This is a genomic window from Marivita sp., from assembly GCF_051251565.1.
Taxonomy (GTDB): Bacteria; Pseudomonadota; Alphaproteobacteria; order Rhodobacterales; family Rhodobacteraceae; genus Marivita.
This window is the reverse complement of record NZ_JBPOFB010000007.1, coordinates 130693-142496: the sequence shown is the minus strand read 5'-3', so window position 1 is coordinate 142496 and position 11804 is coordinate 130693. Positions and strand designations below refer to the sequence as shown.

Annotated in this window: 12 protein-coding genes; 1 reads left to right on the top strand and 11 read right to left on the bottom strand. The window is 58.7% G+C overall.

Annotation, left to right across the window (positions count from 1 at the left end):
• The first annotated feature begins 438 nt into the window (after positions 1 to 438).
• Positions 439 to 1074, top strand: coding sequence for an invasion associated locus B family protein (locus tag ACSHXH_RS11725; protein ID WP_435671982.1), 636 nt, complete (start codon positions 439 to 441; stop codon positions 1072 to 1074).
• A gap of 33 nt (positions 1075 to 1107) precedes the next feature.
• Here ACSHXH_RS11725 and lpxB read toward each other — a convergent pair whose 3' ends face one another.
• From lpxB to uppS, 11 genes are all read right to left on the bottom strand, one after another.
• Complete coding sequence (lpxB, locus tag ACSHXH_RS11720; RefSeq protein ID WP_435671981.1) at positions 1108 to 2271, bottom strand: lipid-A-disaccharide synthase; 1164 nt, start codon at positions 2269 to 2271, stop codon at positions 1108 to 1110.
• Positions 2271 to 3173 (bottom strand): LpxI family protein, encoded by a 903-nt coding sequence (locus ACSHXH_RS11715; RefSeq protein ID WP_435671980.1) that lies wholly within the window; start codon positions 3171 to 3173, stop codon positions 2271 to 2273. The genes lpxB and ACSHXH_RS11715 overlap by 1 nt, the downstream gene beginning before the upstream one ends.
• A 3-nt stretch (positions 3174 to 3176) precedes the next feature.
• A complete protein-coding gene (lpxA, locus tag ACSHXH_RS11710) occupies positions 3177 to 3995 on the bottom strand; it encodes an acyl-ACP--UDP-N-acetylglucosamine O-acyltransferase (protein ID WP_435671979.1) in 819 nt (272 codons plus the stop codon).
• Positions 3959 to 4420 carry a 3-hydroxyacyl-ACP dehydratase FabZ gene (gene fabZ / locus ACSHXH_RS11705; protein WP_435671978.1) on the bottom strand — a complete coding sequence of 154 codons (462 nt, stop codon included), beginning with the start codon at positions 4418 to 4420 and terminating at the stop codon, positions 3959 to 3961. The genes lpxA and fabZ overlap by 37 nt, the downstream gene beginning before the upstream one ends.
• 60 nt (positions 4421 to 4480) lie before the next feature.
• Positions 4481 to 5065 (bottom strand): OmpH family outer membrane protein, encoded by a 585-nt coding sequence (locus ACSHXH_RS11700; RefSeq protein ID WP_435671977.1) that lies wholly within the window; start codon positions 5063 to 5065, stop codon positions 4481 to 4483.
• On the bottom strand, positions 5066 to 7339 hold the full coding sequence (gene bamA, locus ACSHXH_RS11695) for an outer membrane protein assembly factor BamA (protein ID WP_435671976.1): 2274 nt from the start codon (positions 7337 to 7339) through the stop codon (positions 5066 to 5068).
• 153 nt (positions 7340 to 7492) lie between these two features.
• Positions 7493 to 7651, bottom strand: a complete 159-nt coding sequence (locus tag ACSHXH_RS11690; protein ID WP_435671975.1) for a hypothetical protein — start codon at positions 7649 to 7651, stop codon at positions 7493 to 7495.
• Between the two features lie 108 nt (positions 7652 to 7759).
• Entirely contained in the window at positions 7760 to 9103 is a 1344-nt protein-coding gene (gene rseP, locus ACSHXH_RS11685) for an RIP metalloprotease RseP (RefSeq protein WP_435671974.1), read from the bottom strand.
• 3 nt (positions 9104 to 9106) lie between these two features.
• Positions 9107 to 10279: a 1-deoxy-D-xylulose-5-phosphate reductoisomerase gene (gene dxr / locus ACSHXH_RS11680; RefSeq protein ID WP_435671973.1), complete on the bottom strand. Its 1173-nt coding sequence runs from the start codon at positions 10277 to 10279 to the stop codon at positions 9107 to 9109.
• The gene (locus ACSHXH_RS11675) at positions 10276 to 11064 is read right to left on the bottom strand and encodes a phosphatidate cytidylyltransferase (protein WP_435671972.1); all 789 of its coding nucleotides are present in this window, start codon (positions 11062 to 11064) and stop codon (positions 10276 to 10278) included. Before ACSHXH_RS11675 ends, dxr begins: the two co-directional genes overlap by 4 nt.
• Entirely contained in the window at positions 11061 to 11792 is a 732-nt protein-coding gene (gene uppS / locus ACSHXH_RS11670) for a polyprenyl diphosphate synthase (protein ID WP_435671971.1), read from the bottom strand. Before uppS ends, ACSHXH_RS11675 begins: the two co-directional genes overlap by 4 nt.
• Positions 11793 to 11804 lie beyond the last annotated feature (12 nt).

The following is an 11804-nucleotide window of genomic DNA, read 5'->3' as shown; positions in this document are numbered from 1 at the left end:
TCCGGGTCCGAACATACAATCTTAACCTCTTGTCGCCAGTCTGTATTTGTTTGGACGGTTTTGATCCTCTTGCCGTGCAAACATTCCTCCCTGTTGGACTGGCCGCGCGTGACAGCGCGGCCTTTTTTGTGAATTCGGGTTTGAATTTTGCCTGTTGACGCTGTGGGCATCATTTCGTAGCGTCACCTCAATAATAGTCGGTCAGTCCGACAGGGAGCTATGAGGGGAGATGTGGTCAACACATCTTCCCTTTTCATTTCAATGCCTTCCTATGCAATGCTCTTTCATCACATGAACCCAGCGTTCCTGAAATACCTTATCGGCAACGACGCAAGAAACCGCCGCATCGCGGATCAACTCTTTGCGTTTGGACCTGACACTCTGTGTCACCCATGATAACGCAACTTCAAACGTGACCGATGTTTCGGAGAGGACTTTATGACCAAACGCCTTTTTCTTCTGACCACGATTGTTGGACTGACCTTGGGAGGCGTCGCACTGGCGCAAGAGACGACAGCAACCGAAGACGCGCCCGCAGTACCAACGCCGGCTCCTTCCGCGGATCTGTCTGTTCTGGACACCGGGGAAGCGGTGGTTGATCCTGTTGCACAGGATGACAATACCTATGTCAAAGCCACACACGGGGACTGGGCGGTGCAATGTCTGCGCGTCAGCGAAGGCACAGAGCCCTGCCAGATGTACCAGCTTCTCAAGGATGAGAACGGGGGCAACGTGGCCGAAGTCAGCATCTTCCGCCTTGTGAATGCCGGTCAGGTTGCGGCAGGTGGCACCTTTGTTGTGCCGCTGGAAACCCTGCTCACCGAAAAGCTAAATGTGCGCGTCGATTCCGGCCAGGCCAAGCGCTATGACTTTTCGTTCTGCACCACCGTTGGCTGCTATTCGCGGGTTGGCTTTACCGCCGAAGACGTCGCGGCGTTCCGCCGTGGCAACGCCGCCAATGTGACCATTGTTCCGGCTTTGGCACCCGACCAGCGTGTGACCGTGACCATGTCCCTATCGGGCTTTACGGCTGCGTTTGACGAAATCACCGCGCTGGAAGAACAGCGCCAGTAAGCAAGATCTTGGATCAAAAGTGCGGGGGTGGAATCAGACGGTTCCACCCTCGTTGCGTTTCAGCCCGTCCAGAACCGCCAACGCAGCACGTTCCCCCGGAGGCAGCCCGCCCTGCCCCAAGCGCTGCAAGGTCAGTGCCATCGCCGCAACCTGCGTGTCTGGCGCGTCGAGGATGTTCAGCACCGCCTGTGCAATAGGGTCGGGAAGGCAGTGGGCCCCGATAAATTCAGGCACCACGCGAGTTTCAGACACGAGATTGACCAGTGTCACTGTGTCCACCAGCAGCAAACGTCCGATGATCTGACGGCTCAGCCAGTTCATGTCATAGGCGATCACCATTGGTGTGCCTGCCGCCGCAAGCTCTAGCGACACGGTGCCGGACGCGGCAACCGCCACATCCGCCGCTGCAAAAGCCGCGAGTTTGGACGCCATCCCCTCTTGCGTTGGATTGAGGATCACGGGCTTGACAGGCCATGTGTCGATCGCCGCCTCAACCAGTGAGGCCACATTGGGTGCGACGGGAAGCACAAACCTCAGGTCCGGGCGAGCAGCGTGCAGGCGTGCGACCACCTCTGAACAGATCGGCAAAAGGCGCGACACCTCGCTGCGACGCGACCCTGGCAGGATCAAAGCCAACGGCGCGTTTCCGATCCCAAACTGGGCCCGGAACGCGGTCACATCAGCTTGCGATGCAACGGGATCGGTCACCACCGGGTGACCGACGAAATCGCAGCGCATGCCAGCGGCTTCCATATAGGGCGGCTCGAACGGCAAAAGGGCCAGAACCTGATCAATGTGGCGGGCCATCTTTTTCGCCCGTCCCGGTCGCCACGCCCACACGGTTGGAGCGACGTAATGCACGGTGCGAATGTCGCTGCGTTCCTTGACAAGCTTGGCCACCCGCAGACCGAATTCCGGCAGGTCGATGGTGACAAGCACATCGGGTTTTGCCGCCAGCACCGCATCCGCCGTTTGCCGGATGCGCGCCTTGAGCGCGCGGTACTTCGACAGGATCTCGGTGATGCCCATAATCGAGATTTCATCCATCAGAAACAGGCTGTGCAGCCCCTCACCGATCATACGGTCGCCACCGATACCCTCGAACGTCACACCCGGCGCGTGCAGGCGCAAACCGGACATCAAAGCCGCGCCCAGCTTGTCTCCCGAGGCTTCTCCAGCGACGACAAAGACCCGCATCAGGCGCTCTTTTCCCGAACCCACAGGAACAGGCCCAGCGTGTCGCACCGCGCCACGGTCTTGGCGCGATCAAGGATCATCACACCATCGGCTTCGATCACGATGCCAGACAGCCCCGCGGCGGCCACGGCGTCGGGTGTGCCCCCACCGATGACGGGCAGATCCGCGCGCCGGTCCTGCCCAGGCTTAGGGGCTTTGAACAGGATGCCGCCCTCGGTGGGCGACGTCCCACCGGTCAGCCAATCGGTGGCATCGCCCAAAAGCCCGCCGAACATGTCGCTGGCAGCGTTGATCGGGTTGGTGAGGAAATCACCGCCCCCACTGTTGCGGTCCCGTGCCAACCGTCTGAGCATCGCATCCGTGCCCGCCGCGTCTTCACGGGCCAGCACCGTGTCGCCCCGCACAACACAGGCCTGCCCCGCATCGCGCGCGCCCATGGCGGCTACGGCGCGTTCACCCATCCGGGCCTCAGTGCTGTTCTGGGGGGCGTAGGATTTAAAGGTCAGCACGCCCTCTGCGGGCAAAAGATCAGGCACCAGTTCATCTACGGCAGCAATTGTCAGGCCTGCCTCTTGGAACAGCTCCATTACGATGCGCAGCGCGCCATCATCACCCGAAGTCAGCGCCATTTGCAGGCGCGGCACCAGCGGCGCAGTTTTCGTGTCCAGACGCGCAGGATCAATCGGAGGACGGCGAATGGACCCGCACAAACACACACGGGTGATACTGCGCGCCCGAAGCGTGTCCAGAAGCGTGCCCAGCGTTTCAAGATAAAAGGTCAGGTCCGCAACAAGCCCGTCAGGTTCGAACCCCGCCAACACGCAGATCAGAGGGCGCTCTGTCTGCGCATCTGCCACGATGCGTGGCAACCGTCCCTGACCACAGATCAGCGCAAGCGTCATCGCTCAGCCCGGTGTGAGGAACGACCGATCCGTGTCCCCCAGAATGAAGTCAACGATATGGTGAACATAGGCGCTGTCAGTCTCATCCCCGAGCCGCCGTGCGCGGTCCTGAAACGCGCCTTCGCCTTGTGCCAGCATCTGGAACGCAGCACGTAGCGCGGTGATGTCCGCACGGCTGACGCCTTTGCGTTTGAGCCCAACAAGATTCAACCCGTCCAGACGCCCGCGATCTGCCTGCACAAGTCCATACGGGATCACGTCATTGGTCACCATCGTGACCGCGCCGATGATGGCCCCGCGCCCGATGCGCACGAACTGGTGCACCCCCGACAGGCCACCGACGATCACGTCATCCTCGAGAATACAATGCCCGGCCAAGGCCGCGCTGTTGACCACGATCACGCGATTGCCGATCTGCACATCATGGGCCACGTGACAGCCTGCCATGAACAGGTTGTCGTCCCCCACACGGGTCACACCACCACCGCCATTGGTGCCGGTGTTCATCGTCACATGTTCGCGGATGCGATTGCGCGCGCCGATAATCAGGCTCGTCTTTTCGCCCCCGAATTTGAGGTCCTGGGGGATCTCTCCGATCACCGCGAAGGAATAGATTTCCGTCGCCGCGCCAATCAGAGTTTGGCCCGCAACGACCACATGGCTTTTCAACACCACGTTCTCCGACAGGACCACTTCGGGGCCGATATGGCAGAACGGGCCGATCACACAGCCGTCACCGATCTGCGCGCCCTCTTCGATGACGGCGCTGGGATGAATGTGGGCTGTCACGCGGGAAGATCCATCATGGCCGAAAATTCGCATTCCGCCGCCATCTCGCCATCGACCGTGGCCATACCAGAAAATTTCCAGACTTTGCCACCGGGCTTGCCGCGCAGCGTGGTCAGGCGCATCTGCAACTGGTCACCGGGAATAACCTTGCGCCGGAACTTGGCTTTGTCGATCGCCATGAAATAAACCTTCATGTCCTTGTCCGCCATGTCAAGCGCTGTACCCACCATGACGGCGGCGGTCTGTGCCATCGCTTCGATGATCGTGACACCGGGCATGATCGGCATGCCGGGGAAATGGCCCTGGAAATGCGGCTCGTTCATCGTGACGTTCTTGATGCCAATCGCGGTTTGGGTGCCGTCGATCTCTTCAACCCTGTCCACCAGAAGGAACGGATACCGATGCGGCAGGATGCGCTGGATCAACTGGATGTCGGCGCGAAGAAGCGTGTCGCTCATGGGGCGTCCTTTTGAATTTGGTGCGCTGTGAGTAGCAATCCCATTGCCGGGGGGCAAGGTTTAGGGACGTGGCGGCAGGATCTCTGCACCATCGCCGAATTCCGCGTTGACCCGCAAAATGGCCTGCTCGGTGATATCGACGGAATCTACGCTAAGCAGAACCACGCGCCGGTCCAAAACCGCCACTGCGCCGCTTTCGACCATCAATTGGAAAAGCACCGGCTGCGCCGCCGTCAAGAGCGCGCGGCGAGCCTCTTCGCTGCGCTGACCGACAGCGCGGGCTTTTTCGTCCTGTTCACGGCGAAGGCGCTGGACCTTTTCATCAAACGCTTCTGCCCGAGTACGGAACACTGCCGCAGCAAGCGTGTCGCGCAATTCAGTCAAATCGCGCTCTTCTTGGGTCAACTCTGCTTCGATGCGCCGATTTTCAGAGGCGATTTCAACGCTTTCCGCTTCGATTTCGCGGGCAATGCGTTGGCCAAAATCACTTTGCGCATAAAGTGCTTCTGGCGCAACCGTGAGGATCAGGCTTTGTACCACGCCCACATTCGACAACCCGCCATCCTGCTGGGCATGGACGGGATGTGATATGCAAAGAAGCGCTCCGAAGAGCGCTCCTGTCCATGTGCGAAAAGAAACCAGCATTTAGAACTGCGTTGAGATGGTCAGATCAAAACTTTGGTCTTCGTCGAACTGTTCCTTGCTCAGCGCTTCGCTGAAGTTAAAGCGCAGCGGCCCAAGCGGTGTTGTCCAGAAGACGGAAACACCGATCACATGACGCGCGGAGAAGTCTTCGTACAGGACGTTTGCGTTGGTGTCATCGAGGCCCCAAAGGCTGCCTACATCGTAGAACACGCCACCGGAAATTCCATATTCCTCGGGCAAGGGCAGCGGGAACTCCGCCTCGAAACGCGCAACAGCAAAATAATTACCGCCCAGCGGATCGTTGACATTTCCCGGCCCCAGTTCACGCGGACCAATGCCACCGCCTTCAAAGCCACGCATCAGGTTTGATCCCAGCGCGAAACGGTCGGTTACCCGCGACCCACCCTCGGAATAGCTCAGCGCGCCAGCCTGCAAGGTGGCCCGCAACGTGACTTCGTCATTGTAGACTCGCGTCTGTGCCACGGCCCGCAACGAGCTTTCGATATAGGTGCTGTCGCCGCCCAGTCCGCCGAAATCCTGACCAAACTCAAGCAGAACACCTGCATTCGGGTTCAGGCCGGTACGCCGCGTGTCGAAGCTGTAGCGATAGCCAACAAAGCTGTCCCACACTTCGCCGCGTTCGGCCTCTGCGGTGATGATTGATCCCACTTCGGGCGCAAGGTTCCTGATCTCGGAATAGCGCGCGCCGTAACGCAAACTCAGACGACCGTTTTCCGAGACCGGAAAGGTGAAGCCAGTCGAAAAGTTGCCAATTACGGTGTCATACTCAGCCGATGCGTTGTCCGTTTCCAGATAGTTGAGGCTGAAGTTGAAAGCCACATCCCGGCCAAGGAACGCCGGTTCGGTAAAGCTGAAATTATAATTCGACGTATCCACCCCCGAGGTCACACCAAGGGCAAGTTGCTGCCCCCGCCCCAGAAAGTTGCGTTCGCGGAATGTGATCGCCGCACCAAAGCCACCGCTGGTGGAATACGATCCCCCAAAGCTCAACGAGCCGGTTGGCTGTTCCTGCACGTCCACGTCGATCACGACCTGCTGCGGCGTAGAGCCTTCGCGGGCTTCAACCTGTGCATCCCCAAAGAAACCAAGTGCGCGAACACGCTCTGCGCTTTCGCGGATTTCGCGCGGGTTGAACGGATCGCCTTCAACCAGACGGAACTGACGACGGACAACGCGATCCAGCGTGGTGGTGTTGCCTTCGATGTCAATCCGTTCGACAAAGACACGTTCGCCACGCGTCAGCAAAAATTCAACATCCAGCGTCAGGTCGCGGTCATTGCGGGTCACGCGCGGCTCAACGCGGACAAAGTTAACGCCCTCGCGGATCGCAAGACGTTCGAGGCGGGCGATCTCAGTTTCAACGGCAGTCGGTGAATACACACTGCCCGACCGCAAGCGGATCGCGTTCTGGAACACGTCTGCATCGACCTCGGCCAAATCGGAGGTGGCGGTCACCTCGCCAAATTTGAATTGCTGCCCCTCTTCAACATTGAAGGTGATGAAATAGCCGTCGCGTTCTTCACTCAGCTCGGCGTTGACGCCGGTGGTGCGGAAATCGACATAGCCGCGCGACTGGTAGAAGTCGCGCAAGACCTGACGGTCAAATTCGATGCGGTCTTCGATAAACGTGTCCGACTGCACCAATGCGCGGAACAAACCGGCCTGTTTGGATTCGAGCACCCGGCGCAAACGGCGATCGTTGAAAACCTGGTTTCCGGCAAAGCCGATGCTTTCGATCTCGGACACGCCGCCTTCGAACACTTCGAATACCAAATCGACGCGGTTGTCGGACCGGCGAATGACCTTTGGCTGAACGCGGGCGGCGATCCGGCCCTGCTGTGAATAAGCTTCGGTGATGCGCGCGGCGTCCGCTTCGGCGACAGACGGGCTGAACACCCGGCGCGACTCCGACTGAACGATGGTGGCAAGGGTGTCGTCGTCTACGCGCGCATTGCCTTCAAAGGTGATGCGGTTGACGGTCGGAAATTCGACGACCCGCACAACAAGAGTGTTGCCGCGTGGTTCAATCTCGACGCTTTCGAACAGACCAGAGGCAAGAACCCGCTGATAGCCGTCATTCAGCTCCGCCGCAGATACAGTTTCGCCGCGCGCCACACCCAGAAAACTGGCGATTGTGCCGGTCTCGATGCGCTGGTTGCCTTCGACCGAAATCGCGTTGAACCGGAAATCCTGCGCCAACGCCATATTCGGCACTGCAACGGACCCTAGGGTCAAGGCAACAGACGCAGCCATAAGAAGAGGTCGAAATGAGGGGTTCCGCGCTGCTCGTCGCGTTACCTGCCCGCTTGTTTTATGTGTCATTGTTGGCAACCTACTCAGACATCCTTTTGTGGACGTGAGTACCCAGATTGCCATGGCTTGTCAAAAGCGCAGACGCCTATGCGGTCAATAGCCCGCAGGGTGTGTCATTGCTTCGATCATCAAAGTGCCAAGAAAGGCGCCCAGAAACAATGAGGCCACAATTGCAAACACGTAAAGCAACCGATCCCAGTTGATTGAGATCAGCAGACTGAATGACCGATAGCCTTCTTGGATGGTTTGCATGACGCACCTCGAATGTCGTTTTCTGATCCAGAAAGTGTCGGTGAATTGTGTCAGCAATCGGGCGGAAACTAGGGCGATTCTGTGAAATCGCCCTAGTTTCCGGTGGGATCAGGGACAGAACAGATCGTTGGACAGAGCAAAGAGCATCAACGACAAAAGCATGGTCAGACCTACACCCATAAGGACGCGCAGTGCCTTGTCACTCGGCGGCTTGCCGGTGACCGCCTCATAGGCGTGGAACACAAGATGCCCGCCGTCCAGAACAGGGATTGGAAACAGGTTCAACAAGCCAACCGCAGTGCTGAGCACGGCAATGAACCAGATAAAGCTGGCGGTGCCTTGCGAGGCCATCGATCCAGACGTTTCCGCGATTCCAATCGGGCCAGACAAGTTGCACGTGCTGATCGCGCCCGTGATCATCGACCAAAGCCCGGTCAGCGATCCGTCAATGATGCGTCCCGTCTGCTCAACACCAGACACAAACGCACTGACGGGGCCCGCGAATTCTGTTGCCGGTTCAAAGAACATGCCACCAACGATGCCAATTCTGTATGCTGTGCGGAACGTTCCATCCTGTTGCGGCTCGTCGGTGCGGCGCGGCGTAAGCTCAAGAACGCGGATCTCGCCGTCCCGCCAAACTTCGAGGTTCAGTGTCGCCCCTTCGGACCCTTCGACCGCATCGCGCAACTGATCAAACGCATAGATCAACCCGCCATCCACCGAGATGATGATGTCTCCGGCACGGAACCCTGCATCATCCGCCGCAGAGCGTGGAATGATCTGGGTCGCTACAGGTGGGTACACATAAGGCCCCTGCACTGTCACTTCGGATCCATCGCGCAGAACGGTATAGTCAAGGTGCTCTTGTTCAGGCAGGTCATCAAGAAAGGTCTGGAAGCTTGCAGATTCGCTAAACGGCGGAAGGTCCGTGCCTTCGATCCCGATCAGGATATCCCCGACCTGAAGTTCATTCTGCGCAGGAACGGCGCGCAATTCTCCGACCTTGACCGGCTCGGTAACATCGCCGCGCATCATGAAGACACCGGTAAAAATCAGGATGGACAGCGCAAAATTGAAAAGCGGTCCCGCCGCCACGGTCGCAGAGCGCGCCCAGAGCGGTGCGCCATTCATCGTCCGTCGGCGTTCGCTGGCTGATAGGGTCGACATGGCCTCATCGTCCTTGCCACCCGACGCATTGCTGTCGCCCTTGAACTTGACGTAGCCACCAAGAGGCAGCAGGGCGAATTGCCATTTCGTTCCGCGTTTATCGACCCGCGAAAACAACACCGGACCAAAGCCAAGCGAGAATACATCGGCGTCAATCCCAGACCAGCGACCCACGATGTAGTGGCCGTATTCATGGATTGCCACGATGATCGACAATGCGACAACGAAGGCAAGGAGGGTCCAAATCAGACTACCGAACTGCGGCAGAAGCGCTGCAATATCCAAAATTCAACCCTCTATTTCGTTTATGATTTCATCTGCCCGTACCCGTGCGAGATGGTCTGCGTTCATCACGTTATCAAGTGTAATGTCGGCATCAATGTGACCCGGTTGGGCCAAAACTCTGGACAGAACCTCTTCGACAACCACCGCAATCTGTTGGAATCCGATGCGTTTTGCGATGAACCCGTCAAGTGCGCGCTCCTTGGCTGCATTGAACACCGCGCCGCTCAAACCGCCCTGCGCCATGACCTCGCGCGCAAGGCGCAGCGCCGGCCAACGGGTTTCGTCGGCAGCGCGAAAGGTCAGTTGCCCCAATGCCACAAGATCGAGCCGTTCCACGGGCAGCGGTTTGCGATGCGGATAGTGCAGTGCAAAACCGATGGCATGGCGCATATCAGGCGGCCCGACATGGGCCATAAGCGCCCCGTCGTTGAACCCGACAAGCGCGTGAATCATGGATTCCGGGTGAACGACAGCTTCGATCTTTGATGGATGAATCTCGAAGAACTCTTTGGTCTCAATAAGTTCCAGTGCCTTGTTAAACATTGTCGCGCTGTCGATCGTGATCCGTTGCCCCATGTCCCAATTGGGGTGTTGCGCCGCCTGCTCTGGCGTGGCGTTTGCCAAATCTTCCAACGGCCAGTCGCGGAACGCGCCACCCGACGCGGTGATGATGACCCGCTCCACCGCGCTGATGTCTTCACCGATCAACGCCTGAAACACTGCTGAATGTTCGCTGTCTACGGGCAGGATTTGTGCGCCATGCGCCTTCGCTGTGCTTAGCATCAACGGCCCCGCACAGACCATGCTTTCCTTGTTGGCCAGCGCAAGGCGTGCCCCCTGTTCAAGCGCGCGCAATCCGGGGGTCAGCCCCGCAGACCCCACAATTGACGACATCACCCAATCCGCAGGACGGCTTGCTGCCTCAACCAAGGCATGCGGCCCCGCTGCGGCTTTGATTCCAGTGCCGGACAAGGCTGTACGCAGGTCATCCAGCCGATGGACATCGGCCGTGATCGCAATCTCGGCCCGGTGCTGAATCGCATCGCGCGCCAGCTGTGCGATGTTCTGATCACCCGTAAGGGCCACAACCTGATAGGCTTCACTGTCCCGTGCGATCAGATCCAGCGTGTTTTGACCGATAGAGCCTGTGGCCCCGAAAATCGTGATGCGCCTCATGGGGTCCCCGGTGGAAATCCGACAAGCTGCCCAGCGATCACGATGAACAGCGCAGCCCCGAGCATACCATCAAAGCGGTCCAACAAACCACCATGCCCCGGAATGAGCCGCGAGCTGTCCTTGACCCCAGCACGCCGTTTGATCGCGCTCTCGGCGATATCGCCGATCTGGCTGGCCATGCTGACAGCAATGCTGACCCCGATCAATCCGATCCCAGCATTGGTTCCGCTTGCAAAAAACACCGCAACCACCGCGGACCCAGCCCATCCTGCAACCGTTCCCGACCATGTTTTCTTGGGGCTGACGCGCGGCCAGAGTTTCGGCCCGCCGATCAAGCGCCCGGCAAAGTATCCCGCGATATCCGTGACGACCACCACCAGCAAAAGCCAGATCATCCAAGTCAGGCCAAAATCGTCCCGCAAGGTCATGAGGCCGTAGCCAGCAAGCAAGATCAGGGCTGTGAAGACCGCGTAGGTCACGCCGCCCTGCTCCATCCGGGACAAGCCCAACATCGACGGCATCAACAACAATGGCAGCGCAAAAGCAGCGGGGATTTCGACCGCAACCATCGACACAAGACCAGCCACAACACCGAGCACCAGCGCGGATTTGCTGCGCGCGGTGTCCAGCATTTTCACCAGTTCCCACACCATCAGTCCAACCACGATGGCGATCAAAGCATGGAACCACAGCCCTCCTAGCCAAACGCCGAGCGCACCAATGCCGACCATGGCCACGGCCGAAAACAGCCGCGGGGCAAGGTCGTCCCACTTACCAGACGTCATGCAGACACGGCTCCGAACCGGCGATCACGGGTTCCAAAGCCTTCGACAAGGGTGCTGAATTCTTCTGCTGTGAAATCAGGCCAAAGCGTGTCGATAAATTCATATTCTGCATAGGCCGATTGCCACAGCAGAAAGTTCGAAATCCGGGCCTCTCCACTGGTGCGGATCACAAGGTCAGGATCAGGTAAAACGCATGTATCCAGATACTTTGGCAGCGTTTCTTCATCCACTGCATCAGGATCTAGCTTGCCATCTGCCACATCGCGGGCGAGCCGCTTGGTGGCACGGGCTACCTCGTCGCGGCCTCCGTAGTTGATCGCAATGGTAAGGTTCACCGTCTTGCAATTGGCAGTCAGCGCTTCCAGCTCATCCATCATGGACACCAGCTTTTGATCCAGACGCACCCGGTCCCCAATAAAGCGGACACAGACATCGTTGGCCTTCAAAGACTTGGCTTCCCGCGTGATGTACCGACGAAACAGGTTCATCAATCCGGCCACTTCGGACTGGGTGCGTTTCCAATTCTCGGTCGAAAAGGCGAACACTGTCAGGTAATCAACACCCAGGTCCGGGCAAGCTTCGACGATTTCGCGCACCCGGCGGGCACCTGCCTGATGGCCGAACAGACGGGGACGCCCCCGTTGCGTCGCCCATCGACCATTGCCATCCATGATGATGGCCACGTGGCGGGGTCCGTCGTCTTTTGCTTTGGGCTGAGGCTGTGCCATTGTGACCGCGTC